We start from the raw sequence: 24543 nt of genomic DNA on the forward strand, positions 1-24543 counted from the left end.
GAGAAAGCATAACCTGCTTTTTGAGGAACATTATGATAGATACTAATCACATAACAGAACTTTTGACGGAGATGACCCGGCGCATTGAGTCATTTGATACCGAGAGCGCCCAGCGCCTCAAGCTGCTGAACAATGCCATCCAGGACGAGTCGAGCGGCGAAATCAATGCCTGGGCCGATGCCGACCTCTATCAGCTGATCGATCCAACGCTGGTATTGGAGCGCTATCACGGTTATCTCTCGCTTCCTACCCGGTCCGATGTTATTACCAGCTGGCGGCGACCGCTGCGTCTGCTGCTGCCTTTCCTTCCTTTACTATTGACCGGCCTGAGTCTGGCACAGGCCCTGATGCTATATCCAGCCATCCTGTCTACCCCTGCCAATCGTGGCGGCCAATCCTTTCTTTTCTGGTGGCAGCAGGGCTTTAATGGTCAATTACCTGGCTGGTTGCGGGCCAGTAATGTAGTGCTGCTCGATGTGCTGCTGCTGCTGGCGTGGCTGCTCTTCTCGCTCTGGCTGACCATCGGACCGTCGCGACGCCAGCAGGAGCACCGGCAGGTGCAGGCCCGGCAGGAGCAGGAACTGCGCGCCTCCCTGACTCACATGCTGGCCCTGGTCACGCTCTACCTGGCGCAATATAAAAGCCAGCTCAGTACAGCCGAGAACCTGACCCTGGTGGCCCGGCGCATAGATGCCATGGGGAGCCGCCTGGAAAAGAATTTTGAGCAGGTTACCGGCAGGTTCGATAGCATGACCCGACAGGTGGCCACCCAATTTGATAACCAGGCTCAGCACATGACCGAGCAATTTGAGGATATGACGCGCCAGGTATCTGATCGCTTTACAGGCATGGCGCAGGAGCTCACACAGGGCTTCGATGGCGTAACGACGGATGTAGCCACCAGGTACGATAGCATGTCACAGCAGGTCATGCATCGTTTCGGCCAGGTGACTGATCGCATGCTGGAGCAACTGTTGGAGGGCAGTAAGTATCTGAAAGAGATTGGCAAGCTGACCGCGGGCGTAGTCAAAACGGCCGACCATGTGCGGGCCGCCGCGACCATCCTTCAAGAAACCAACGGCGAGCTGGCTCTGCAGGCACAGAACCTGGTGGCCCCGACTGCAGACCTGGCCAGGCAGCAAGCATCGCTGATTACGGTCGCCTCGCGGTCGATGCAGTTACTGGAAGAGGTCTCCAACACAATGGCGGACCTCAGCCAGAAGCAGGACCGCTGGGGAACCGACCTCAGAAACATCCTGGACACCCTGGATTTGACGGTTGAGCGTGCCGCCGAGCTGGCATTCAAATTCGCCAACAAAGAAAATACAAACTCTTGACAGCGGGATGACTTTTTGGTAAATTGATGACTAGAGAGTCATAAAGAAATTTGGCCAGTCAAAATTTAGTATTGCTGGTCATAAATCAACTGGTGTGAACAGTGAGTTACCTCCCAAAGGAATTGGTCGCAGAAAAAATGATACATCAATCGCTTAAAGAAAAGCAGAGGCAGGAACGGGAAGAGTTAATCCTGCAAGCAACACAGGAGTTATTGTTGGAGCGTGGCTACTACGATACCTCGATGGGTGAGATTGCCCAGCGTGTCGGGGTCGCCAAGGGAACGCTCTATCAACATTTTGAGAGCAAAGAAGCTTTAATGATTGTCCTCTTTAAGCGTGAATTCCATGATCTACAAGTTGCTACTGAGCGCATAGCTCAGATGTCGGTTGATGCGCAAGAAAAGATGTCCTTGATGATCGATACGCTGTGTTACCATCTGGCTGAGAAGCATCCACTGTTCTTTATCATTCGTAACGCGACTGATCTGGAAGCAGAAATCCATCAGGAGATCAAAGAATATTTTAACGCGATGCGTGCGCAAATTGGCTTGATGTTGGATGAAGGGAAGGCCGAGGGCATTTTTAATGTTGCTCTTCCGACCGAAGTAATGCTAGAGGTCTTGTTTGGCATTATCGTCTCGCGCCTGTTCAAAAATTTTCACCAGGGCCTGCAAGTCAAATATGAGGATTTAGTTGGCCACCTGAAATGTATCTACTTCCACGGGATTACGGCACCCGCGCCTGCTCCTGCGGGCTAATGCCAGCTGTGTCGATAAATCAAATATACCGAAGGAACATTTATTGCCAGATTTAGCAATGCCGCTTTCTGATTTAAAATGCATAAAAAATGTTCTCTGTCTATTCTATAACTACGTTCAAATGTATTGAAATTGCGTCGTAAGGAGTGACTCATTATGCAAGTTTCTGCAGTATCTCAGCAGGAAAAAACGGGGGGACTTGCCTATAAGTGGGTTGTTGCGATAGTTGTAGTCTTTGGCCTGTTCATGACCATCCTGGATGGCACCATCGTGAACACTGCTATCCCACGATTACAAAACGCCTTCGGTGCTGATCTGACCAGTGTACAGTGGGTATTAACAGCTTATACGCTGGCCCAGGGTGTGGCCACCCCACTGACCGCCTACCTGGCAAGCCGGATTGGCAATAAGCGTTTATATCTTGTCGCACTAGCTGGCTTTACGTTGGGATCAGCGTTGTGCGGACTCTCCTGGAGTCTGGAGTCGTTGATTATTTTCCGTGTCATCCAGGCGGTGTTTGGATCTTTCCTTTCCCCGCTGGCGATTACCTTGCTCTACATGGAGTTTCCTCCTGCGGAGCGTGGTACGGCCATGGGTTTCCTGGGTATTCCGATTTTGCTGGCGCCTGCCTTTGGTCCTACACTTGGTGGTTACCTGGTAACTTATTCCGACTGGCAGTTGATCTTCTATATTAACCTGCCGATTGGTATCGTTGGCCTGCTGTTAGGATTTTTCTTCCTGCGTGAAAGTCAGGGGCACCGCGTAGGCTTTGATTTTCTGGGCTTCGTGTTTGCGGCCGTTGGCCTGGCAGCAGTCCTCTATGGTTTGTCGGATGCCAGTACGGATGGCTGGGGCTCAGTGATCGTGCTTGGCTGTATCATAGGTGGCCTGTTCTGCCTGACGATCTTTGTGGCGCTGGAACTGACACGCGTCAAACAAGATAAACCTGTGCTCCTGGACCTGCGCGTCTTTGGCAATGGCGTGTTCACCACCAGTATCATTGCCAGTACACTGGTTATCTTCGCCCTGTATGGCGGCCTGTTCCTGATCCCGGTTTATCTGCAATCGCTACGTGGCGAATCGGCTTTCCAATCTGGCCTGGTCCTGTTGCCACAGGCATTTGCATCTATGCTAGCCGTCTTGATCGGTGGTCGTCTAGTTGACAAGATTGGTGTACGTGCGGTTGTTATCCCTGGTTTGCTGATCATGGGATTTGCCATGTGGCTGCTGACCTCGATTAACCTGACCGAGCCGATTGGTTCTTTCCAGTATGCCCTGATCATTCGTGGCTTTGGCATGGGTCTGTGTTTACAGCCGCTGTCGGTCTCGATGCTCTCACAGATCAAGCCTAAGATGCTTTCGCAGGCATCATCCGTCAATACCACCTTCCGCTTTGTGATGAGCTCGCTGGCCGTATCGGTGATCTCGACCTATGTGACCTCACGAGACAAACTGCACTATGCCCATATGGCGGAGATGGTCACTGCCAACTCGCCTACCGGCCAATTCATCACTCAGATGCAGGCGATCATGATGAGCCGGGGTTCATCCGCCACGGCCGCTTACGCGACTGCACTGAAGTATATCGCTGGACGGCTGCAATTGCAGGCATATGTGATGGCCATGCAAGATGCTTTCTGGGTGACCCTGATCCTGGTTGGCGTGGCTGTGATTGCTTCCCTCTTTGTCACTAGCAACAAGAAGAAGCAGCTTGAGCAGATTGAGGAGCGGCCTTTGACCGCTGAAGAACAGCTGGCTAAAGAAGAGGCCTTGATGGCGGTATAATAACCGCCCCGAGATTGAACTATTGAGGGAATATTCATCATTCCTCTATACATAGATACATTCGTTTTTATCTAAAATTTTTACTTTCTCATGTGAAGAAGGAGATCACGCACCATGCGTCGCATGATTTTTGTACCGATCCTGGTTATGATCGCTATCCTGGCCATTGCCGGCGGCGTCGGTTACTGGCTCTTGAACAACTACAACTACTATCAGACTGATGATGCCCAGGTCAGTGGACATATTTTGAGCGTGAGTAGTCCCCAGGCGGGTCAGTTGGCTACTATGTCGGTCAAACTGGGCGATAAAGTAACTGCCGGTGAAGTTATTGGTACTATGACCACGGCTCCAGTCGCTCCAGCGCTCAAGGCTGCCACCATCAAAGTTACCAGCCCCATCGATGGCGCGATCGTCCAGGCCAATGGGGTCCAGGGGCAGTCGGTCACACCGGGAGCTACCCTGGCTCAGGTGGCCGATCTCAACGACCTGACGATCATGGCGTACGTTGATGAAGGTGCTATCCACAACGTGAAATTGAACCAGGACGTCGACGTGACCATCGACGCCTATAGCGGTACCGCCTACAAGGGCCATGTGCAGAATATTGTCTCGGCGACCGCTGGCTCATTCTCGCTGCTGCCTTCCTCTGACAACGCCAGCGGCAACTTCACCAAAGTCTCGCAGCGTATTCCGGTAGTCATCTCATTGGGTGACAATGGCGGCAACAATATTGTTCCCGGCATGAGCGCCGAGGTCACTATTCACCTGCACTAATGCAGTCCCGGTCCGCCAGTTTCTCGCCGTCATCAACTGATGGCAAGGAGCTAGCGGATCAGGTTAAGATAAGGAGAGAAGAATGATCATTGGAGGACTCATCGCGATCGCTGTTCTCGCCTTGCTGGGGGCATTTTTCCTGTCACGTGGTGGTGATAAGAATGAGAAGCCGGCCAGGGTAGAGAGCGCGCAGCCAGCGACGCCAGCACAGTCTGAAGTTGACAAGAAGGCTACCATACCCGCTCCCGAGTTCAAAAATCAGAGCCAGCAGTTGGAATTCCCTGAAAATCCTAACCTGTCTGATGTCAGCCAGGAGCCTACAACTGCTATGTCTCAGGTCAATAATTATGGGGAGAGCACACAGTTCAATACCACGCCGGCGTACTGGCCGCAGGAGCAACCTGTGCGCCAATCTGAGCCCGATGTGGCCGCCCTTAATCGCCGCTTATATGAGCTGGCCGGTCAGTTGCATATCCTGCAGCGTCAATCACGCGACATTGAGCAGGGCCTCATGCACCTGAGCGGCGTCATTGAGCACATGAACCGCAATAATCGCAATAATGGGTCGGACTCCCTGGTAGCCAGAAACTCTTCTGTACCAGCCATGCCCTACGGCGAATAAGCGCCCTCGCACGGGCTGCCGCTGATGCTCCAGTCCGTGTTTTTTTGTATTTATATACTCTGGTGCATTTTTTGCATCGGTAGCGCACAGCGCTACCGATGCAAAAAATGCACCAGAGTATATAATAATATGCGAGCGCCGCAGGCGCGTAGCGTCAGGGGCCGAAGGCGGGAACCTCTAGCATCATACTGTAATGTAGAAACAGATCACGATAGGTGATCTGTTTCTACATTACAGTATGATGAACAACCGCGTTTAGCGGTAAAATTTCCCTCCTATCCCTTGACTTTGTTTTGACCTTCTGGTAAATTGATGACTGAGTAGTCAATAAATCTTTGTGTAAGTCAAAAATAGCCTTTGGCGGTCAAATGCCAACTTGTTAGTCACTTACTTGATTGCTACCGATTGACATCTAACTCTGGAACGCCCCTGTATTTTGTGCTTTAAATTTCTCGATATGCATATAGCAATATCGCGTGTGTACAGCGTATCATAAGGAGTTTCTGTCTATGCAGATGTCTGCACCTGCCGCGCCACGGAGCGGAGGATTGCCATATAAGTGGATTGTGGCTTGCGTGGTGATATTTGGAATCTTTATGAGTATTCTAGATAGCACCATTGTGAATATCGCTATCCCACGGTTACAGAGTGCCTTTGGTTCCGATCTCAACAGTGTGCAATGGGTGTTGACCGGCTATACGCTGGCCCAGGGTGTGGCCACGCCGCTCACCGCCTATCTGTCGGACCGGATCGGTATCAAGCGTTTCTATATGTTGTCGCTGGCAGGTTTTACATTGGGGTCCGCCCTGTGTGGCCTGGCCTGGAGTTTGCCGGTACTGATTGCTTTCCGCTTGCTGCAAGGCTTTATGGGAGCCTTTCTTTCCCCGCTCGCTATCACGCTGCTGTATCGTGAATTTGCCCCCTCGGAGCGTGGTACGGCCATGGGCGTGCTGGGTATTCCTATTCTACTGGCGCCCGCGTTCGGTCCTACCCTGGGTGGCTACATCGTTACCTTTGCCGGCTGGCAACTCATCTTCTATATCAATGTCCCTCTGGGAATTATCGGCCTGATCCTGGCGGCGATCTATATCCACGAAGCCCGCGCGGATACACACGCCAGTTTTGATATATCCGGTTTTGTGCTCTCAGCGATTGGCTTAGGCCTGTTGCTCTATGGACTATCTGATGCCAGCACCTCTGGCTGGACCTCTGGTCTTGTGCTGGGATGCTTGATCTCGGGTGGCCTGCTACTGGTTATATTCATTTTTGTAGAACTGAGCCGGGCACGCCAGGGACTGCAGCCGCTGCTGGATGTGCGGGTGTTTAAAGATCACTCATTCTCAACCAGTAGCTTTGCCAGTATCCTGGTCACCTTTGCCCTGTTTGGTGGCCTCTTCCTGGTCCCGGTCTACCTGCAAAATCTACGTCAGCTCAGCGCCTTCCAGGCCGGTCTGCTCCTGCTGCCACAGGCCTTTGCCTCCATGATTGCTGTGGTAGTTGGTGGCCGTCTGGTGGATCGCCTGGGCGTGCGGGCCGTGGTTATTCCGGGCCTGATTATCACCGCCATCGCCATGTGGCGCTTTACATTTTTAGATCTTTACATTCCCTATACATCGTTCCAATTGCTCTTAATTCTACGCGGTTTTGGCATTGGCCTCTGTATGCAGCCATTGATGGTGTCGGCCCTGGCGCAGATCCGGCCGCGTATGCTGGCCCAGGCGACAGCGGTCAGTACCACCCTGCGTTTTGTGGGTAGCTCGCTGGCGGTCGCCATTGTGGCCACGCTGGTACAGAGTCGGACCAGCCTGCACTATGCACACCTGGCTGAAAAAGTCACACCAGACTCCCCGCTGGGACAACTGGTGCCGCGCCTGCAAGCTCTTTTTATCTCGCATGGAGCATCTACGCTGGCGGCTTATGGGACAGCCTTGAGCACCATCAGCGGCCTGGTGCGCCGGCAGGCGTATATCCTGGCGATACAGGATGCCTTCTGGCTTAGCCTGGTTCTGACGCTGGTGGCTGTGGTGGCGGCCTTCTTTGTTAGCTCCGGTCGGCGTAAAAATGAGCCTGTCCAGCAAGAGCCTTTGAACGACGAAGAAGCGAAAGCGCGCGAAGAGGCCATGATGGCGGTTTAATAGGTTCGGACCTTGCGTCCGATTTTATAGACAACCATTTATAGATGATGTTACATCAAGTAATTTAACGATACGAATGTCGAAGGAGAGAACGTACCATGCGGCGTATGGTTTTTGTTCCAATCTTAATCATGGTTGCCATCCTGGCGATTGCCGGCGGTGTAGGATATTGGATCTGGAATAACTACAACTACTATCAGACCGATGATGCCCAGGTTAGCGGGCATATCTTAAGCGTGAGCAGTCCCCAGGCCGGCCAGTTAATCACATTATCCGTCAAACTGGGTGATAAAGTAACCGCTGGCCAGACCATTGGTACCATCACTGTGGCGACCCCAACCACTGGCGCGAAAAACGATATAGATGTCACCAGCCCCATCGCGGGCACGATCGTTCAGGTGCCTGTGGCCCAGGGACAAACAGTTTCACCAGGTCTGACATTGGCTCAGGTCGCCGACCTCAGCAATCTGACGATCACCGCTTATGTGGATGAAGGCGCCATCAATAACATTAAGGTCAATCAAGATGTCGATGTGAGCATCGATGCCTTTAGCGGCACCAATTATAAGGGCCACGTCCAGAATATTGTCTCGGCGACCGCCGGTTCATTCTCGCTGCTACCTTCCTCCGACAATGCCAGCGGCAATTTCACCAAGGTTTCGCAGCGCATACCCGTTGTCATTAGCCTGGATGGTGTAGGTAACGACAATGTCGTACCAGGTATGAGCGCAGAAGTCATCATTCACGTGCACTAAGCAAACAGGCTGGAAGGAAAGAAGCTTGTAAGATGGAGGGACGCCATCAAAGGCGTTCCTTACGTCGAAAGGAAGAAGCATGTTCATTATTGGTGGACTCATTGCTGTAGCTATTGTGGCCTTGCTGCTCGCCTTTTTTCTGGCCCGAGGAGACAGTAGTGAGCGTAGAAAGCCCGAGCTACCCAATAACCAGGCCCAGACCGAGCTGATGGCGGCCCAGACCGCTGGCTCACCCAGCGCGACCGCTCCTACTGCCGAGATGACTCCTGTCATGGAGCGCAAGCCTGCAATGGCCAACAATCAGGGAAGCTATGCTGATCGAACTGAAGAGACGACGGGCTTTTCCCGATCGGGGGTCAGCCTGGCTCCTCACTATTATGACGAGGACACCAGCATCCAGTCTCTTAACAGACAGGTTTATGAGCTAGCTGGCCAGCTGCGCGCCCTGCAGCGTCAATCGCAAGAGATCGAGCGCAGCCTCGTAGAGCTTAGTGGCGTCATCGAAAGGATGGATGAACGCGGCCGTCACGACGCATCATACTATCGCCCTGTCACCTACGGTCCTGATGAAGTACATAAAGACTAGTCGTCCATTTTCCTCTAAAGCTGCGGTCATACTTTGTAGTGCTGCCTGGCAGCTTTAGAGGAAAGAAGCCTATTCTGGTCCGGCGACCATGCTAAGACGGGTCAATAGTAAAGGGACGCACCCAGGCCAGCTGCCGATCGCTGCAATCGGCTTTGCCGCACCAGTAGAGCTCAACCGCTCCCTGACTTGCATCATAATAGGTCGCCGAGAAATAGCCGGGACCCTCCCGGCCATCCAGCGGCTGCACATCGCCTTCCTTGCCACTATCCCCTTGGCTATACCACTTGGCCATCGCGTAGCCCGTATGACCGGCGGTCAGATTATACGTCAGATAAACATGATCATATGGCTGGAAGTGCGAAGATATTGTTTTCGGCTGATTATCGCTATATACCGCACTGGCCAGCTGCGCATTCGTCAGGATACTCTGGGCGGTACCCGAAAAATCCAGGTGTGAAGGTGGATTGCTCTCAGAGTATGGTGGATAAGGGGTAGGAGTCAGCGAAATCGCGTAAGCGGTCGAAGTCGCATCGGTATTAGCGGCTGAAGTCGCATCGCTATTAGCAGTCGCTGTTGCATTGGCATCGTTGTCCGACCTTACCACATTCTGCTGCCATACCGCAGCCATAATGCATAAAAAGATCAACAATATCAGCAAGCCGCCACCCAGGCAACCCCACAGGCCCGCATTACTATTCTTTTTCGGCGGCATATAAGGCATCGGTGGCGGACCATAGGAACCCAGACCAGGCTGAGAAGGCTGAGGCTGACCGGGTACAGGCCCATACGCGCCTAACCCGGGCTGTGATGGCTGCGGACCCATTGGAGGACCATAATTACCGGGTTGCGATGGTGTTGGGCCATAATTTATTGGTTGCTGAGGCTGAGAAGTCGGTAGTCCACAACCTGGACAGATTGGAGCTCCATCTAACAATTTGTATCCACATCGTATGCATTTCATTGAATAAGGTATCCCTCCTTATTGCCGCCAGAAGCAGCACATAACTCTACGAGAAATATGTCGACATCCAATATATTGCACTATCATAACATGTATATATATGTGTGTATAGAAAAATAACTATCAGTCTACAAATAACAGATAGCGACTATATAGCATCAAGCCAGTTAAAATAAACCTATAAGGCATACTAAACACAAAGGGTTATTAGCATCTCATAAACACAGAAGGCAACTATAAACATGCACCGCCAGGAATCCCCAAAAAACACCCTTCACGCCTACCAGAGGATTGAATGAAAAGGTGCTTTATCGCAACTATCTGTCTCCCAGTTTGCTAAGATCGCTATCTATATATTTATCTATTTAATGGATTCATCATTGCCGATATAGAAGATTGGATTTCCAGAACTTGCACTGCAAGTAATGGATATTATTATGCGAGCAGCGCCAATGCTCACATAATGCTCATTTGCAACCTAGCAGATTTCTGTTTGTAACAGATGACAAAGCGATTTAGTTAATGGAGGGTTACTCTCGATGTCTAGGCGCAACATTACGCATAAATTAGTTTCTATTGCTGCCGGAGCAGCTTTGAGCGGATTCCTGGCCTTTGTTCCTGCGCAGGTTGCAATTCATGCTGCTCCAGTACCTCCTGGCGGTGGATATTATGCTGCAACCCACCCTGGCACAGCAGGCTATCCTGGCGCAGCACGCTATCCTGGTACAGTAGGCTATCCTGGTACAGTAGGCTATCCTGGCACAGTAGGCTATCCCGGCACAGCAAGCTACCCTGGCGCAGCAGGCTATCCTGGCACAGTGGGCTATCCCGGCGCAGCGCGCTATCCCGGCGCAGCACGCTATCCTGGCGCAGCACGCTATCCTGGCGCAGCGCGCTATCCTGGCACAGCGCGCTATCCCCGTACAGCAGGCTATCCCGGCGCAGCACGCTACCCTGGAGCAATAGGCTATCCTGGTGCAGTGGGCTACCCCGGCGCAGCAGGCTATCCTGGCGCAGCAGGCTATCCTGGCGCAGCAGGCTATCCTGGCGCAGCGCGCTACCCTAGCACAGCAGGCTACCCTAGCACAGCAGGCTATCCCGGCACAGCAGGCTATCCCGGCACAGCAGGCTATCCTGGCGCAGCCCATCGTGGAGTTGCTCACCACTAATAATAGCAACATCCCATACTCAATGCTAGGTTGTTGAATGTAAATGCAAACTTTAAATGGTTCTTCCCACTGATGGCGCAACGAGATCAGGAATCTCTCGTCAAAGAAGAAAAGAGAAGCTTCTAATGAGAAGGAAACACATCATATTCTCAGGAGGAGGCTTCTCTGTATATGGTATCCAACTCTTGTATTGGGGCCCCAACCTCTCCTCAAGATCGTCCCTCGGTTCCTGAGTGGTTCGCCGAGGTGGTGATCATCGCTTAGCATCTGACGGCGGACGGGCCTCTTGAGGTTTTTGCGCATCAGGCCCATTTGGTGCGTGGACGTTTTGGCTGCTACGAACCCCCTGACTTTCTCGCGCTACTCATCGGCTATGCGATGAGCGGAGAGCGGACGCTGGAGGCGTTCTTTATATTATCCTCTTGGCCGCCACAAAATGACAGATTATCTCTCTCTTCTGCTACCTCGAGTAACAACTGGAATTATGAAACAGCGTGATTCTGGCGAGTTGCCAACTGTCGCTGAATGAAGGCCAGTTTCTCAGGGTTGCGGATGATCCAGATCCATTGCAACTTCTCTCTGCCAACGAAGGTGAACAGAGAGACGAGACGCTTTTCTATCCAGACCAGCAGCGCTGGAGAGCCATTCACTTCTTCAACGGTTGTGGTGAACGAATCGGCATACCTGTTGGAGGACTTGTAGAGAATCCCTAGACAGTAGCGAGCGACGGCATCCAGGCCAAGAAGAGGACGCAATGCAGCAGTCGCTTTGCCACCTCCATCAGCCCAGGCCGTCACGTCTTGGGCCAACATTTCAGTCAATGCTGCCAGATCGCCTGACTGACACGCGGCGAGAAAGCGCGTCAGGAGTTGTTGCTGCTGAACCGAAGAAGGGTCAAAGCGAAGGCGTTGCTCAGCAAGGTGTCCCTTCGCACGATGAAAGATCTGGCGACAATTCGTCGCGCTTTTGCCAATGATCTCGGCGATCTCGGGGAAAGAGTAGTCAAAGACCTCGTGGAGGAGGAAAACAGCACGCTCTGGCGGAGTCAGCGTTTCCAGGAGGACCAAAAAAGCCATGGAGATCGACTCACGAAGCTCTGGAGCTTCACCTGGCAACAGGTTGGTGTCTACTGTCAGGATCGGTTCAGGCAACCAGGGGCCGATATAGTGCTCTCGTTCCACGCGTGCCGATTTCAGATAATCGAGGCAGAGACGAGTCACCGTCGTACTGAGATAGGATTTGAGTGAGCGTATCTCATGTCCTGATGTCGTACTGAAACGCAGGTAGGCTTCCTGCACGATATCTTCCGCCTCGCTCATGCTCCCAGTCATACGATAGGCAATCGACAATAACAAAGGCCGATAGGTTTCGAAGTCTTCCATGTTTATTCTCTTCCTGTTCCCCTTTCCACTATTGTATCACAGGAGCTCTGCCTAAAAACAGGAGCATTGAGTGTCACACTTTGACCAACTGACTCGTCTTCGTTACAACTCGCGCGGCAAGGCAAGCGCGAGCGAAACAGAAAGGAGAGAGATTGAACATGCGTATTTTTGTTATCGGCGCTACCGGCGTCCTGGGACGTGTCCTCATGCCACGTCTCCAGCAGGCGCATCACGACATTCGCACTCTGGTTCGTTCTTCGGAACAGGCACAAAGATTGCAGGCTGTCGGTATTGAAGCCACAGTAGGAGAGCTACTGCAGGCAGAGACACAACAGCGCCTCCCAGAACTGATCAAGGGCTGTGAAGCGGTCATTCATATTGCGACGGCTATCCCTTCCAATCCTTACGATCTTTCCGCTGGCAACTGGGAGACGACTACCCGTCTGCGCACGGAAGGAACAAGGCATTTGCTCGCGTCTTCCCTTCAGGCTGGAGCCGCCCGCTATATCCAGCAAAGTATCACCATGGCGTATACCGACGGTGGTGATGCATGGCTTGACGAAGACCAGCCATTCGACACAAGCCTGGCCCGTGCAGCGATTTGCGGCCCGATCGTGGAAATGGAGCGGATGGTGCGCGCTGTACCAGCTGGTCGCTTGCAATGGAGTATTCTGCGCGGTGGCTTATTCGTCGGGCCGGGAACGGGACAAGAAAAGCTCCTTGAGCGCTTGCGTGCGGGACAGGTCGAAATTCCTGGTCAAGGGCAAAACTTTCTGTCGCCCATTCATGTTGCGGATATGGCTGAGGCGATAGCGCTCACCCTTGAACACGCCTCCGGCGGTTCGATCTATCATATTGTCGATCAGCCGCTGCGCTATGGGGACTATATCACGGGGTTAGCCGACAGACTGCATCTGTCCTATCCCCCGTATAACGCGTCGTTGCCCGAGGCTCCATCGTACCGTTGCGGTAATCAACATGCACGAGAACAGCTTGGCTGGCAACCGCAACACACCATCTGGCCGGGCTCGCCATCCTGGTGACATAAAAACATCCTTGAGGAGGTTCCCATGCCAATCGTTCACGTACTGGAGTTGTAGCTTACGAGGAACAAGGGTTCTCAAATGTTTTCCACCCCTTCCGGCAAACTCGCCATGCGGCGGAAAAAGAGCGCTGCCTCTTCCTGGATTACTTGCTGGAAGCCATCGAGCAGGTCGAACCCATGGGACTGCCCGCTATACAGGTGCAAATCGCTCTTGACGCCGAGTGCCACGAGCCGTTGATGGAAGCGAACCGTCGGAGGGTGAGGCACATGGACATCGGCGGTTCCATGCAACAGGAGGGTTGGTGGAAAGGTGGGCGAGATATAGGTGAAAGGACTGGCCTGCCGAATGTCTTCTGGAGAAGCATTCGGACCAAGCAGTACCCAGGAGGGAAACCCCTCCTGAGAGTGCTTGTGTCGATCCCATTCGTCCTTGTCTTCGGGCGGATACTGATTCCCGAACACCGCCTCTTGGGGATCAAAAAAGAATGCCGTAGGCGGGTAGACGGCCATGACCGCAGCGACCTGAGTAGAAAGGCTGGGAGAGCTTTCCTCGCCCTCGAACTCACGCCAGTTGGGCGTTCCCGCCGCGATCAAGGCCAGGTGAGCACCAGCGCTGTATCCCTGGAGAACGATGCGATGAGCATCAATGCCCAATTCTTCAGCATGAGCACGCGTCCAACGAATGGCAGCCTTCACATCGTGCAATGGGGCAGGCCACGGCGCTTCCTGAACAAGTCGGTACTCGACTGCACAACAGGTGAAGCCGAGGCTGCTCAGTTTTTCCGCATGAATATACATCATCTGGCGATTTCCCATGCGCCATCCACCACCGTGGAACTGGAGCACGGCTGTACGCAGGCTCTTTTGTGGATCGGGAAGAAACAGATCGAGCCGCAGATCTCGACCACTCCCTGTTCCATACACAGTGTCAGATTGAAGGGGCATTTCTCTCCTCTTTTCTTTGCTCTATTGGGCGGAGTGATACTCGCTCAGAAGGGTCGTAAATTCGACCAGGTTGCCGAATGGATCGCGGCAGAAGAAACGGGGGCGCAAGGGGATCGGCTCGGCCTCAATGATAGGTACACCCGCTGCGCTCAGTCGGTGCCGATACGCGTCTAAATCATCGACCATCAGGCAGATGTGCTGATCATTTTCAGCGGGACTGTCTGTGGTGGGAAGGAAATGTAATTCCATTTCATCTTCGCCAACAATAAACCAGACGAGTTTGAACTGCGCCAGGGATGGTGGTGGCTGTTTTTCCTCCAGGCCGATCAGGCGCCCGTAAAATGCGCGCACAGCCTCCTGGGTTTCAGGAGGAACAAGAAGGGAAACATGTTGGAGTCGGGGTGTTGTCATAGGGAATATCCATCTTTCTCTGCTTCTATTCACACGCTTGTTATTTGTCAACGACGGCGAGCCATGCTCATTGTTGAGTCTCGTCGCATCCGTGTCACCAGTATGCTGGATCGAGAAGAGTTGAACAATAACCGAAGATAGGCTAGTATAAAAACTACTACCTTTGAAAGAAGATGAGTAGATGAATGAGGAACAACGCAGAGTAGAACTGGCACACTTTCTGCGAACACGGCGCGAGCGCCTTTTGCCAGCGCAGTTTCACCTCCCAGATGGGGGCAGGAGGCGGCGGACGCCAGGTTTGCGACGAGAGGAACTGGCGCACCTTGCTGGGATTGGGCTGACCTGGTATGTCAAACTGGAACAGGGCCAGGATATTCAGGTGTCGGCCCAGGTGTTGGAGAGTCTTGCTCGCACGCTCCAACTCACGCCTGACGAGCGAAACTATCTTTTTCTGTTAGCACGTGAGCAGCTTCCCCTGCCTATCCATACCCCTCTTCCGAACATAAGTGCAGAACTCCAAAACGTCCTGGATGCGCTTCTCCCAAACCCCGCGTTTGTGACGAACGAGCGGCTCGATATTATTGGCTGGAACCGGACTGCCTCGCGGGTTTTTGCGGATTATGCCTCTTTGCCAGCTTGGGATCGCAATTTGGTGTGGCTCATTTTCACTGATCCAGGACAACGAAAGCTCTATGTGCAGTGGGAAGAAACGGCCCGGCGCATCCTCGGCCTTTTTCGCGCGAGTGGTGGTCAGCACGCAGATGAGGGTTGGTTTATTGAGCGCAGAGATCGATTGATGCAAACGAGCAAGGAGTTTCGTACCTGGTGGTTGCGACATGATGTAGGAGAGGAACATCTCAAGCGCAAGGAACTGGTTCATCCGGACGTCGGCTTACTGGTCGTGCAACCTATGGCCTTGCTCGTTGCGGACGACCCGAATCTCAAACTGTTTCTCTATACGCCGCTTCCCGAAGCAGAGACGACCAGCAAGCTTACCCAACTTGCGAACAGTCCTGAACAAGCCCATCAAGAAAATCGAGAGAGAACAGCTCCGCCATGATTACCAAAAGCGCTTTCTTTCCGATACTAAATCTTGTGATTAGGACACTCTCTAAGAAAACACAGAGAAAAAAGTCAGATGGTCTTTTTGAGTAGTGCTGAAAAGCGTCGGTGTTGGCAGTGCGTTTTTTGATGTCTTTTTTGCTCTTTGTTGGCTTATCATCTGGTCTGAGCTATCAGGGTTTTTTCCGTCGCCTGGCGCTTTCCGAGGGACGGTTTTCTTTTTGTCAGCGTCTTTTTCTTCCACTCGTGCTTCCTGGAGGCAAAAGACGCTACATATCTTTTCCTGGCTCTGCAAGAGGATTGAATGAAAGCAGAGGATATGCTATCATAGGAGATAGCGGGGCTGTAGCTCAGTGGATAGAGCGTCGGTTTCCTAAACCGTGCGTCGGAGGTTCGAGTCCTCTCAGCCCCACTATCGATAAGCTCAACAATGTAAACCCGCCTCACAAGCCAAAGAAAAACTCTTTTACCGGACACAGCAAGGAACCAGTAAAAGAGCCTTTTTTGGCATTTTTTGTCCAAACCGCATGTCGGAGACGCCTATTTTTAACAGCGTCTTTCAAACTAACCGTGCGTCGGAGATCTTTCATATGGAGTTGTCACTTCCATTGCATTGAGATTAATCTTCCAGTGTGCAGGGAAAGTTTAAATTTTCCTCTTCCTAGCGGATCATAACATGGTGGGTATTCTGCCATACCAATAATCTCGTCGCCTCTAATGGCAGAAATACTAACCCCATCGGCACTTAACTCTTCTGATTTCCAATTCAGGTGCGCACTTTGGCTAAAGCTATAAACCTCCCATAGAGAAGTAACAAGCATATACTTGTCACCTGGGTAAAGGCTACAATAATATCCCAGGTCAAAGAAGACCTGCCGATGTTCTGTATCCAATGAGATAAAGTAGACGAAACATCCGAAGCCAACCACTAACCATTCATGCCACACTTGTGCATCAGCAAAAAGTGATTGTGAGCCATACATATTCAAGAGGCGATAAGGTTTTTCATCACATGAAACGGTACAGTAATAATGAGGTGTGCCAAGTCCCTTTGGGACATCTCCAATGTACAGAGGTTCCATATTTGTCCATGGCCTCTCAATTGTTTTCCTAAGCTGTGCTTCATAGTGCCTCAAGAGTTACCCCCTTTATACAGCGAATTATAATTCATCCAGATCCAAGCGCGCTTTTTTTTGAAATCCCCTCCTAGATTTCTTGTACCTGAACATGGTCATCAATGAGTATTCTGACTGATCAGTTCTGGCATCACGGCTACTAAAATCTTTCAGATAGTGCTCTGTAGTACTGACCTTGCTATGCCCCATGCAAGGCCAGGCGAAGACGACCGAACGGACCAAGGTCTTTCATCGCTTGCCATTTAACTGCACACGATGAGCGATGAACTAAGGCAAAGTTGGTTAAGGAAAAACCCCGAAAGTTGCTACATAGTTAAACATGGGGATAAGGTCGTCGCCTTCTTCCATCTGCTTCCCTTAAATCATGAAACCTTGATGGATTTTATGAACGGTAAAATTCGTGGGTGGGAAATAGACGCAGAGAATGTAGAAACATTCGAGCCAGGAAAGGCGGTTGAATGTCTTGCCATTATTGCCAGTGAGCCCGATGTCGATGCAACAACAAGAAAACACTATGTTCGCGTTTTAATTAGAGGTCTTACTAACGAGCTGGGTAAATTGGGGCGGAGAGGTGTTATCTTATCCAAAGTCTATGCAACAAGTGAAACACCCACAGGCATTGCAATGGCTTTACATGTCGGTATGGAGCAATTTGGGAAGAAGCTAGGAAAGAGGCTCACATTTGTTCTAGATCCAACCACGTCAGAATCGTTCCTAGTAGATGAGTATAAAAATGGCCTTCATGAATGGAAAAAGGCCAAACCTCTGTAAGGGTTAATTAGAGGTAAAAATGCTCCAAATTGGAGCATTTTTTGTTGTATCTCCGCCATAATAACGTTATAATATGTTTGCAAAATGCAAACAAATGATGCTGCAGTGAGTGCATCAAACTAAAAGATAGGAGCACATCATGATTCTCATTACTGGAGCAACTGGCCTGAACGGTACGGCACTAGTTAACGAATTCCGAAAACACAATGAGCGAGTACGCATACTCACGAGGGACGCTAAGAACGCGAAAATGTTTGAAGATGATCCGAACATTGAAATTGCAGTCGGCGATATGCTCAAGCCAGAGACACTTGATGACGCACTCAAAGGCGTAGACAAAGCCGTGCTTATATCGACGGCGGACCCGGTAGCAATGGCCGAAACGCAGATATCATTTATCAATGCTGCCAAAAAGGCGGGCGTACGACACATCGTTAAGCTGTCCTGCCTGAATCCAGATAAAAATAGCCCAGCCCGCTTTTTACGCATGCATGCCGAGATCGAGAAACACCTCGAGGATTCCGGCATGACATGGACGCATATTCGCCCGGCCCACTTCATGCAAATGTATCTGCTCGATGCACCGACGGTTATCGCGCAGGACTCATTATTCATCCCTATGGACGACGTGTTCATCGCACCAACTGATGTGCACGATATCGTCAAAGTATTCCATGTCGTGCTGACAACTGAAGGTCATGAAGGCAAGATTTATGAACTAAGCGGGCCTGACTCGATGACTATGAACGATATTGCTGCGCAGCTTTCCAAGGCACTTGGGAGAACTATCCACTACGTCAACGTCACACCTGAACAGGAGCGACAGCAACTCGTCTCGTTCGGTATGCCGGAGCAGTTGGCGGATGCTGTGAACGAACTTTACCGTGAGCGACGCAAGGGCTCTGAGTCGAAAGTACTCCTTGAGACACATAAACTGTTTGGTATCCGGCCAACTACATTTGCCGAATTTGTAGCGCAGAATGTGGAAGTATTTAAGGGTACTCAAACTGCTCACTCATAAAATCGACCATTAGGTTTGATATGCAAGAATCAGCCCGACATTTAGTAGGGCTGATTCTTCAGTGGGATCGAGTGTTTCCATACTTTTAAACCGTAGCAAAGGAACAAAGGGGATGAGAGGTCTGCACCCAACAAAACAGGGGTTCCAAATGCAAAAGAATCAACCCAGGTCTGACTGTCCTATTAACTTCGCACTTGAGATCTTCGGCGATAAGTGGACGCTGCTTATTGTGCGCGACATTGTCTATGCCGGCAAAAGGACGCACGGGGAATTCTTGAAATCAGACGAGCGTATTGCGACGAATATCCTGGCCGACCGTTTAGCACGGCTTGAATGCCAAGGAATTATCACGAAGGCTGCCGATCCAAAGGATAAACGCCGCGAGATTTTTTCTTTAACTGAGGAAGGTTTAGCGCTTATTCCGTTACTGCTCGACCTTCAGTCATGGAGCAATGTATTTGGGCCAGCATACATCGGCCGGAGCGCGACTCTTGAAGCTGCACTCAAAAAGGATAGAGAAAAAGTTATATCAGATATAACTGACAGCGTACGACATGGCGGCTTTATGTTCGCGAACGCAGAGTGGTTCCCACCTCGGAAGGCGCAATAGCAATTAGGTAATCCAATCCAGGGAGGGCTAGTGCCTGTTAGTAATTCGATGTCGAGAAAGTGGTAAAATGAAGGATGACTCCTTCACGAAACCCCTATCCGACCGATGTGAACGACGAAGAATGGGCTGATCGCGCGCTCCGTATCTGCTCCTGTTGCCCGAAGATGCCGGACAGCGCACGCACAGCCTGCGCGAAGTGTTCAATGGCTTGCGCTGGATCGTGCGGGCGGGCGTTTCCACTGCTGCCGCTCACACGAGAATCTGTCCATCTTTCAGGAAGAGCGTCTCATCGACCCACACCTCGCCCGCCGTGCGCACGTCACAGATCATATCCCAGTGGATCGCTGAGCGGTTGAGGCCCCCAGTCCCTGGGAGACTGTTGCCCAGCGCCAGGTGAATGGTTCCGCCCATTTTTTCATCGAAGAGGATATGCCGGGTCGTGTGGGTAATACCTCGGTTATTGCCAAAGGCAAATTCCCCCAGGAAACGGGCGCCCTCATCCAGATCGAGCATGCCCAGCAGGTACGCCTCTTGCTGGTTCGCACTGGCTTCGACCACTTTGCCATCCTGGAAAACCAGGCGGATGCCCTCGACCACGCGCTCATCAAAGGTTGAGGGCAGGAAACGGATCACCCCGTTCGCGCTGGTTTCGACCGGGCCCGTGAACACCTCACCACCAGGGAAGTTTCGTGTGCCGCCATCACTCATAACGCGCCGGCCTTTGATCGAGAGGGTCAGGTCCGTCCCTTCCCCCAGGATATGCACCCGGTCATGTCCCTGGAGCCACTCAATCAAGCGCTGTTGCTGGGCTTCCAACTCTTGCCAGCGCGCGATCGGGTCTGGATCATTCAGCAAGCACGCCTCACACACAAACTCCTCGAAGGCGCTGAGCGACATCCTGGCGTTCTGTGCATACGCCTGGGTGGGATAGAGCGTTAGACACCAGCGAAATCCCTCTGACTGCTCGCGCTGCCGAAACGTGGCGTAGATGGATTGGAGGGCCTGTTTCCGTCTGGCTGCGCGGGTGGGATCAATGCCGGAAAGCCCACAGGTGTTCTCACTGGAGTGAATGAACAGGCGTGCGTCCACCCGCTCTGCCATCGTCTGATGCATGGGCGAGAGCCAGTTGAGTTGCTGATCGTTTCCCCCCTGGAAGAGCAGTTCGTCAAGCGTTTCCAGATTGAGAAAGGGAACCGGGTGTGCTCCGATGTGCAGGGCTTCCCGGTAGACAGCCTCAATGAGTGGGGCCGCAGCGGGTGTTGCCTCAATGGCCAGGATCTCGCCTGCTTTGAGGGCAAGCGAGTAGTGGACCAGTGTATGAGCCCAACGGTGGAGACGAATATCGTGCATGAGAAATCATCCTTTCTTTTTAAGAAGAGACACGCTGTCTTTTTGCTGTTCTGTTTTGCCGTCCAGACTTTCAAGCTGTTCTGCTCGGCTCCGATGAATCTGGCCAGATGCGTGCTTGTTCTGTGGCTGCTCTGATGGTTTCCCAAAACGGAGACCAGTGACTAGGCCTGCTCCGCCGAGGATCAAGCCACAGCCTAGACCTGTTCCCCAACTCACTCCTTCGCCCAGGAAGATCAGGCCCCAGAGAACCCCAAAGATGGGGACAAGAAAGTTGACCATCAGCGCGTTGGTCGGACCCGCGTGCGCAATGAGCCAGAAATAGAACTGGTACGCGACAGCGGTACACACCAGGGCGAGCGCGGCCACAGCGAGCAAAATGGGAAAGGTTGGAACATGCAGCGGTGGTGAAACAGCCGTCAGGGGTAACAGAAAGAGGCTGGCGCCGAGCTGGCTACAGGTGGCAACTGCCAGAGGGCTTGCCCCACCGGCATAGACCTTGATATAGCTGCTCGCAAAACCATAGCACGCAGCCGCGGCCAGAGCGGCGACAAGCGAGAGCACCAGGGTTATGGAAAACGGGATGGTGCTCCACCCAACCAGGACAACGACCCCAAGCAGCCCAAGCAGAAGGCCGATCCCCTTTTTCGTGGTCAGGGTTTCTTTTGTCCAGACAGCGGCGATGCCCGCCCCAAACAGGGGGCCAGTCGCATTCAGGATGGCGGCGAGCCCTGCGGTGAGATGCAACTCCGCCAGGGCGAAGAGCGTAAAAGGGATCGCCGAGTTCACGATGCCAATGACGAGATAGTGTCGCCACCGTTCACGCAGATCCAGGCGGGTATGTGAGAGCCGCGAAAGACCCAGGAGAACGAGTCCCGCGAGGAGCACACGGATCTCCATGAGCACGATTGGTCCGAGGACTGATGCGGCTACACGGATCAGTAGAAATGATCCTCCCCAGATTGCGGAGAGCACCAGCAAGGCAGCTCCGCTCTTTCTGTGCATACCTTTGTTCCTTTCGTCGATAAAGTCTTTCCTGATGCTTGCCTCTCTCCATCAGGTGCTGGTATTATACAGGCGTCTTCTGGGAAAACAGAGAGGAAAAGCAAGACAAAACTCCCTTTCTGGTTGAAAAATGAAAGGTAAATGGGTATATGGCATTGGAAATTGAGAAGTTGCTGGATGAGACTGGATGGAAATTGCTCCAGGAATTACAAGAGAACGCTCGTCTCTCATATAGTGAACTGGGTCAGCGCGTGGGCCTCTCCTCAACCGCGGTGGCAGAGCGGATTCATCGCATGGAGGAGGCGGGGATCATTGCCGGCTATCATGCCGAGGTCGATCTGGCAAAAGTCGGCCTGCCAGTCCTGGCGATTATTCGGCTGAAAGGGGTGGTTGGTCAGAACTGCCTGCGGGTAGCAGATGTAGCGCGTACGATTCCGGAAGTCGTTGAATGTTATCGGGTCAGTGGGAGTGATATGCTGGTCATCAAAGCCGTAGCGGCTTCGATTGATCACCTGGAAACCATCGTGAATCGGCTCAATCAGTATGGTCTTCCCTCCACCTCGTTTGTCTTCTCCCATCCCATGCAGCGGCGCACCATCACTCAGGAGATGGTCAAGCGAGGGACAGAGCAGGAGAACATGCTCATGCAGATCCCAGCCCAGGATCGGTGATGGGGAAATCAGGAATGCGCACCGAGAGCTTGTTGTCCGCTTCACGCAAGCATCGAAGACGCATTCCTCTGAGGTTTTCTCGCTCGTTGCGCATCCCGTGGGAAAAAACAGGTGGAAGAAACCCTTGAGTGTTTGATTGGTCACCCATTCTGAGGAGCAGGTGTAGAACGAAAAGAAACTCGTTCTCATATAAATAAAGTTGTTCCCAAATGGCGGCAAAAGCCGGAAAGAAATGCAGGGCTCCGGCCTCTTCACCACACGAATAGCTGTCGTTTGAGAACAACTCTATTTTGACCGCTATGCTCGATCAGCAGTCACATCAGAAGAAATGAGAGTTCTTCTCATTCTTGGACGACGTTGCCTATCGCTAGGATTTGTGGACTTGGTACAAATTCAACACTATTGTTCATATTATTGGTGGTTATAGCTAGCATCCCTCCCTGCCCCTGTGTAGCAGTACAATGCACCTCGACCTGATCGCCTCTCTGTAAAAATGCTACGCTCTTAACATCAATGCCGAGTCGAATGCCACTCGTATTGTCGTTATTAACTGAGCTCTCGCCTGGGAGTGGGAATTCTCCGCCCTTTTCCCGTTCAGCTACGATGCTGCAACTAACCGTGGTATTAGGACCTGCATTTGTAAAGTCTACCGAGCCATCAAACCAAATCGCGTACTTGGCGGTCTGCTCTATCCTCAATGTCAGACCGTTGATGTCTGTTGGCCCTCCGTTCACGACGACCGTCGTCGCACTACCAGTCGCGAAAAGAATAGGAAGCCTCTCCGGAACGTGCTGAAAGGATTTTTCGCCAGAGGAACCCGTCTGAGACATTGAATGAGCCGAAGCCATGGTTGGCAAGATGGTAAAACTTACCAGCAGACACAGCATGAGAGCTGCAAACAACATGTGAAGCTTACGCATAAAAGCTACTTTCTCCTTACTCAAAAGAAACCGTTTCAGGAACTCCTGATTTCATTTTTCATGGTAGATAGCAGAAAAACACACATATTTGCATAAGCTGTGCCGTAGTCGTGTTGTCTTTTTCAATCGTAAGCTTGAGTTTATCAGCCATCATGCCTTATCCTGGCAGTTCTGATGTAGGGAAAAGTGGTTAACAGTTACAATTTGAGTTAATTGTGTAGAACATCCGAATCCTTACGCGCCGCCCGTTGTTGAAAACTCTTGAGATATTCTTCTGTTACCTCGACACTGCTATGGCCCAGGAGCCGAGAGAGCTTATAGATCTCTCCTCCCTGTTCCAGGTAAGTACAGGCGAAAGTATGGTGAAAGGTGTGAGCCGAGACGCGAACGCCAGTGATACCAGTACGTTCTTTAATTGGTCAAGCCCAGATTCAATTGAGAGATTGCTGCCCGGAGGAGAGGAGGAGCATGTGGGAGAGACTGGAAGCGTGATCACGTCTTACATCTTCTGAATGATAGTCTCCATTTCTGTCTCGTTGAACGCACGAAGTGTCTGGGTGCGTACGTTACCGAGGCTCTCGAGGGCGAGTAAAGTCGCCATCACCATCTGCTCGTCTGGTGCCTCAATGACACTGACCATGTCGTACTGTCCCTGGGTCCAGTAGAAGCTGCTTAACTTGCCCCCGCGGCGTTCCACATCAGAACGGTATTGGCGAGCGCGCTGGACGGTATCCCTGTCATTCTTCACCCCTTGATCGGTCCATTTGATGAGTACTACGTAGGTAGGCATAGCCTTGTTCCTTTCTTTACTCTGCACTTGTCACACTTCCAGCTCACCTCACATATGATTCATAACGTCTCCAATGGCACCAGTTGTAACACCTGTTCCCGATGCGAGGAACATGCTCAAAAGCTCACGGGTAAAGTGGTACTCTATCTGAGGAGCAAATGGTGTCCTCGTTATTGACTTATTGTCTAGCCATTTTTCCTATTTAGCACTAACTTATCTACACAAGGTTATGGGAATTTTTGCCTGGAAATATGATTGCAAAACAATACAATTTATTTATTACATCATGATACGAGAAATACTAACGCTAACAATGAAGCTTGTTTTTGGTGTATGTGTCGGTGGAGAGTATATTATACTTGGGAAGATACATTTGACATTATTGATCTTCTATGCTAAATAGTAGATGAATGGTCGCGTTAAAAACAAAAAATAAAATATCACGATTTTAATACAATCAAAAAGGTCATTCATCTTATTGTTTTGATCAAATCCATGTTTGGGTTCTGGTTAGAGTGATAAAAATCAATTTGTAACTATAAAAG

27 protein-coding genes, 1 tRNA gene and 1 pseudogene are annotated in these 24543 nt (G+C 51.6%); 17 read left to right on the forward strand and 12 right to left on the reverse strand.

Features of this window, described 5'->3' with window-relative positions:
* The first annotated feature begins 32 nt into the window (after nt 1-32).
* The 8 genes from JMI88_RS17810 to JMI88_RS17845 all read left to right on the forward strand — a co-directional run bounded on the left by JMI88_RS17810 (nt 33) and on the right by JMI88_RS17845 (nt 8752).
* On the forward strand, nt 33-1337 hold the full coding sequence (locus JMI88_RS17810) for a hypothetical protein (protein WP_201363273.1): 1305 nt from the start codon (nt 33-35) through the stop codon (nt 1335-1337).
* Between the two features lie 101 nt (nt 1338-1438).
* Complete coding sequence (locus JMI88_RS17815) at nt 1439-2095, forward strand: TetR/AcrR family transcriptional regulator (protein WP_201363274.1); 657 nt, start codon at nt 1439-1441, stop codon at nt 2093-2095.
* Between the two features lie 156 nt (nt 2096-2251).
* On the forward strand, nt 2252-3880 hold the full coding sequence (locus JMI88_RS17820) for a DHA2 family efflux MFS transporter permease subunit (RefSeq protein WP_201363275.1): 1629 nt from the start codon (nt 2252-2254) through the stop codon (nt 3878-3880).
* A gap of 114 nt (nt 3881-3994) precedes the next feature.
* The gene (locus JMI88_RS17825) at nt 3995-4654 is read left to right on the forward strand and encodes an HlyD family secretion protein (protein ID WP_201363276.1); all 660 of its coding nucleotides are present in this window, start codon (nt 3995-3997) and stop codon (nt 4652-4654) included.
* A gap of 82 nt (nt 4655-4736) precedes the next feature.
* Entirely contained in the window at nt 4737-5276 is a 540-nt protein-coding gene (locus JMI88_RS17830; protein WP_201363277.1) for a hypothetical protein, read from the forward strand.
* Between the two features lie 509 nt (nt 5277-5785).
* The gene (locus JMI88_RS17835) at nt 5786-7411 is read left to right on the forward strand and encodes a DHA2 family efflux MFS transporter permease subunit (protein WP_201363278.1); all 1626 of its coding nucleotides are present in this window, start codon (nt 5786-5788) and stop codon (nt 7409-7411) included.
* A 98-nt stretch (nt 7412-7509) separates the two neighbouring features.
* Nucleotides 7510-8166: a biotin/lipoyl-containing protein gene (locus tag JMI88_RS17840; protein ID WP_201363279.1), complete on the forward strand. Its 657-nt coding sequence runs from the start codon at nt 7510-7512 to the stop codon at nt 8164-8166.
* Nucleotides 8167-8245: 79 nt separating this feature from the next.
* Nucleotides 8246-8752 carry a hypothetical protein gene (locus JMI88_RS17845; RefSeq protein ID WP_201363280.1) on the forward strand — a complete coding sequence of 169 codons (507 nt, stop codon included), beginning with the start codon at nt 8246-8248 and terminating at the stop codon, nt 8750-8752.
* Nucleotides 8753-8843: 91 nt separating this feature from the next.
* Here the strand turns inward: JMI88_RS17845 and JMI88_RS17850 are convergent, their stop codons facing one another.
* Nucleotides 8844-9713: a hypothetical protein gene (locus JMI88_RS17850; protein WP_201363281.1), complete on the reverse strand. Its 870-nt coding sequence runs from the start codon at nt 9711-9713 to the stop codon at nt 8844-8846.
* Between the two features lie 573 nt (nt 9714-10286).
* Nucleotides 10287-10676 (reverse strand): hypothetical protein, encoded by a 390-nt coding sequence (locus JMI88_RS17855; RefSeq protein ID WP_201363282.1) that lies wholly within the window; start codon nt 10674-10676, stop codon nt 10287-10289.
* A gap of 12 nt (nt 10677-10688) precedes the next feature.
* Between JMI88_RS17855 and JMI88_RS17860 the strand changes: the two genes are divergently transcribed.
* Nucleotides 10689-10919, forward strand: coding sequence for a hypothetical protein (locus JMI88_RS17860; protein ID WP_201363283.1), 231 nt, complete (start codon nt 10689-10691; stop codon nt 10917-10919).
* Between the two features lie 445 nt (nt 10920-11364).
* Here the strand turns inward: JMI88_RS17860 and JMI88_RS17870 are convergent, their stop codons facing one another.
* Nucleotides 11365-12264 carry an RNA polymerase sigma-70 factor gene (locus JMI88_RS17870; RefSeq protein WP_201363284.1) on the reverse strand — a complete coding sequence of 300 codons (900 nt, stop codon included), beginning with the start codon at nt 12262-12264 and terminating at the stop codon, nt 11365-11367.
* A gap of 158 nt (nt 12265-12422) precedes the next feature.
* On the opposite strand from JMI88_RS17870, the gene JMI88_RS17875 reads away from it, so the two are divergent.
* Nucleotides 12423-13307, forward strand: coding sequence for an NAD-dependent epimerase/dehydratase family protein (locus tag JMI88_RS17875; RefSeq protein WP_201363285.1), 885 nt, complete (start codon nt 12423-12425; stop codon nt 13305-13307).
* Between the two features lie 77 nt (nt 13308-13384).
* On the opposite strand, the gene JMI88_RS17880 is transcribed toward JMI88_RS17875, so the two are convergent.
* Together JMI88_RS17880 and JMI88_RS17885 are read right to left on the reverse strand one after the other, a co-directional pair.
* Nucleotides 13385-14254, reverse strand: a complete 870-nt coding sequence (locus JMI88_RS17880; protein WP_201363286.1) for an alpha/beta hydrolase — start codon at nt 14252-14254, stop codon at nt 13385-13387.
* Between the two features lie 21 nt (nt 14255-14275).
* Nucleotides 14276-14665, reverse strand: coding sequence for a VOC family protein (locus JMI88_RS17885; RefSeq protein WP_201363287.1), 390 nt, complete (start codon nt 14663-14665; stop codon nt 14276-14278).
* Between the two features lie 181 nt (nt 14666-14846).
* Here JMI88_RS17885 and JMI88_RS17890 point away from each other — a divergent pair, with 181 nt between their 5' ends.
* Entirely contained in the window at nt 14847-15725 is an 879-nt protein-coding gene (locus JMI88_RS17890; RefSeq protein ID WP_201363288.1) for a helix-turn-helix transcriptional regulator, read from the forward strand.
* Nucleotides 15726-15776: 51 nt separating this feature from the next.
* On the opposite strand, the gene JMI88_RS17895 is transcribed toward JMI88_RS17890, so the two are convergent.
* Complete coding sequence (locus JMI88_RS17895; protein WP_201363289.1) at nt 15777-15971, reverse strand: hypothetical protein; 195 nt, start codon at nt 15969-15971, stop codon at nt 15777-15779.
* Between the two features lie 95 nt (nt 15972-16066).
* On the opposite strand from JMI88_RS17895, the gene JMI88_RS17900 reads away from it, so the two are divergent.
* Nucleotides 16067-16139 (forward strand) — tRNA-Arg (locus JMI88_RS17900).
* 187 nt (nt 16140-16326) lie between these two features.
* On the opposite strand, the gene JMI88_RS17905 is transcribed toward JMI88_RS17900, so the two are convergent.
* Nucleotides 16327-16863 carry a hypothetical protein gene (locus JMI88_RS17905; protein ID WP_201363290.1) on the reverse strand — a complete coding sequence of 179 codons (537 nt, stop codon included), beginning with the start codon at nt 16861-16863 and terminating at the stop codon, nt 16327-16329.
* A gap of 255 nt (nt 16864-17118) precedes the next feature.
* Between JMI88_RS17905 and JMI88_RS17910 the strand changes: the two genes are divergently transcribed.
* From JMI88_RS17910 to JMI88_RS39445, 4 genes and pseudogenes are all read left to right on the forward strand, one after another.
* Nucleotides 17119-17634 (forward strand): hypothetical protein, encoded by a 516-nt coding sequence (locus JMI88_RS17910; protein WP_201363291.1) that lies wholly within the window; start codon nt 17119-17121, stop codon nt 17632-17634.
* A 139-nt stretch (nt 17635-17773) separates the two neighbouring features.
* Nucleotides 17774-18655, forward strand: a complete 882-nt coding sequence (locus JMI88_RS17915; RefSeq protein ID WP_201363292.1) for an SDR family oxidoreductase — start codon at nt 17774-17776, stop codon at nt 18653-18655.
* A 148-nt stretch (nt 18656-18803) separates the two neighbouring features.
* Nucleotides 18804-19265 (forward strand): winged helix-turn-helix transcriptional regulator, encoded by a 462-nt coding sequence (locus tag JMI88_RS17920; RefSeq protein WP_201363293.1) that lies wholly within the window; start codon nt 18804-18806, stop codon nt 19263-19265.
* A gap of 74 nt (nt 19266-19339) precedes the next feature.
* Nucleotides 19340-19497, forward strand: a pseudogene (locus JMI88_RS39445) (transposase); the annotation flags it as partial.
* Nucleotides 19498-19514: 17 nt separating this feature from the next.
* Here the strand turns inward: JMI88_RS39445 and JMI88_RS17930 are convergent.
* The gene (locus JMI88_RS17930; RefSeq protein WP_201363295.1) at nt 19515-20615 is read right to left on the reverse strand and encodes an aminopeptidase; all 1101 of its coding nucleotides are present in this window, start codon (nt 20613-20615) and stop codon (nt 19515-19517) included.
* A gap of 6 nt (nt 20616-20621) precedes the next feature.
* On the reverse strand, nt 20622-21617 hold the full coding sequence (locus JMI88_RS17935; protein ID WP_201363296.1) for a DMT family transporter: 996 nt from the start codon (nt 21615-21617) through the stop codon (nt 20622-20624).
* 149 nt (nt 21618-21766) lie between these two features.
* Here JMI88_RS17935 and JMI88_RS17940 point away from each other — a divergent pair, with 149 nt between their 5' ends.
* The gene (locus JMI88_RS17940; protein WP_201363297.1) at nt 21767-22288 is read left to right on the forward strand and encodes an Lrp/AsnC family transcriptional regulator; all 522 of its coding nucleotides are present in this window, start codon (nt 21767-21769) and stop codon (nt 22286-22288) included.
* Nucleotides 22289-22629: 341 nt separating this feature from the next.
* On the opposite strand, the gene JMI88_RS17945 is transcribed toward JMI88_RS17940, so the two are convergent.
* From JMI88_RS17945 to JMI88_RS17955, 3 genes are all read right to left on the reverse strand, one after another.
* Nucleotides 22630-23208: a hypothetical protein gene (locus JMI88_RS17945; RefSeq protein ID WP_201363298.1), complete on the reverse strand. Its 579-nt coding sequence runs from the start codon at nt 23206-23208 to the stop codon at nt 22630-22632.
* Between the two features lie 209 nt (nt 23209-23417).
* The gene (locus JMI88_RS40720; protein ID WP_201363316.1) at nt 23418-23624 is read right to left on the reverse strand and encodes a tyrosine-type recombinase/integrase; all 207 of its coding nucleotides are present in this window, start codon (nt 23622-23624) and stop codon (nt 23418-23420) included.
* A gap of 83 nt (nt 23625-23707) precedes the next feature.
* A complete protein-coding gene (locus JMI88_RS17955) occupies nt 23708-23998 on the reverse strand; it encodes a GYD domain-containing protein (protein WP_201363299.1) in 291 nt (96 codons plus the stop codon).
* Between the last annotated feature and the right edge of the window lie 545 nt (nt 23999-24543).

The organism is Dictyobacter formicarum (genome assembly GCF_016587435.1).

Bases quoted from the DNA above. Each gene is read 5' to 3' on its own strand.
- JMI88_RS17945 (WP_201363298.1), bottom strand. From the start codon at position 23,208: ATGCGTAAGCTTCACATGTTGTTTGCAGCTCTCATGCTGTGTCTGCTG.
- JMI88_RS17870 (WP_201363284.1), bottom strand. From the start codon at position 12,264: ATGGAAGACTTCGAAACCTATCGGCCTTTGTTATTGTCGATTGCCTAT.
- JMI88_RS17885 (WP_201363287.1), bottom strand. From the start codon at position 14,665: ATGACAACACCCCGACTCCAACATGTTTCCCTTCTTGTTCCTCCTGAA.
- JMI88_RS17820 (WP_201363275.1), top strand. From the start codon at position 2,252: ATGCAAGTTTCTGCAGTATCTCAGCAGGAAAAAACGGGGGGACTTGCC.
- JMI88_RS17920 (WP_201363293.1), top strand. From the start codon at position 18,804: ATGCAAAAGAATCAACCCAGGTCTGACTGTCCTATTAACTTCGCACTT.
- JMI88_RS17955 (WP_201363299.1), bottom strand. From the start codon at position 23,998: ATGCCTACCTACGTAGTACTCATCAAATGGACCGATCAAGGGGTGAAG.
- JMI88_RS17840 (WP_201363279.1), top strand. From the start codon at position 7,510: ATGCGGCGTATGGTTTTTGTTCCAATCTTAATCATGGTTGCCATCCTG.
- JMI88_RS17940 (WP_201363297.1), top strand. From the start codon at position 21,767: ATGGCATTGGAAATTGAGAAGTTGCTGGATGAGACTGGATGGAAATTG.
- JMI88_RS17825 (WP_201363276.1), top strand. From the start codon at position 3,995: ATGCGTCGCATGATTTTTGTACCGATCCTGGTTATGATCGCTATCCTG.
- JMI88_RS17890 (WP_201363288.1), top strand. From the start codon at position 14,847: ATGAATGAGGAACAACGCAGAGTAGAACTGGCACACTTTCTGCGAACA.
- JMI88_RS17850 (WP_201363281.1), bottom strand. From the start codon at position 9,713: ATGAAATGCATACGATGTGGATACAAATTGTTAGATGGAGCTCCAATC.
- JMI88_RS17880 (WP_201363286.1), bottom strand. From the start codon at position 14,254: ATGCCCCTTCAATCTGACACTGTGTATGGAACAGGGAGTGGTCGAGAT.
- JMI88_RS17930 (WP_201363295.1), bottom strand. From the start codon at position 20,615: ATGCACGATATTCGTCTCCACCGTTGGGCTCATACACTGGTCCACTAC.
- JMI88_RS17910 (WP_201363291.1), top strand. From the start codon at position 17,119: ATGAGCGATGAACTAAGGCAAAGTTGGTTAAGGAAAAACCCCGAAAGT.
- JMI88_RS17830 (WP_201363277.1), top strand. From the start codon at position 4,737: ATGATCATTGGAGGACTCATCGCGATCGCTGTTCTCGCCTTGCTGGGG.
- JMI88_RS17845 (WP_201363280.1), top strand. From the start codon at position 8,246: ATGTTCATTATTGGTGGACTCATTGCTGTAGCTATTGTGGCCTTGCTG.
- JMI88_RS17935 (WP_201363296.1), bottom strand. From the start codon at position 21,617: ATGCACAGAAAGAGCGGAGCTGCCTTGCTGGTGCTCTCCGCAATCTGG.
- JMI88_RS17875 (WP_201363285.1), top strand. From the start codon at position 12,423: ATGCGTATTTTTGTTATCGGCGCTACCGGCGTCCTGGGACGTGTCCTC.
- JMI88_RS17835 (WP_201363278.1), top strand. From the start codon at position 5,786: ATGCAGATGTCTGCACCTGCCGCGCCACGGAGCGGAGGATTGCCATAT.
- JMI88_RS17810 (WP_201363273.1), top strand. From the start codon at position 33: ATGATAGATACTAATCACATAACAGAACTTTTGACGGAGATGACCCGG.
- JMI88_RS17915 (WP_201363292.1), top strand. From the start codon at position 17,774: ATGATTCTCATTACTGGAGCAACTGGCCTGAACGGTACGGCACTAGTT.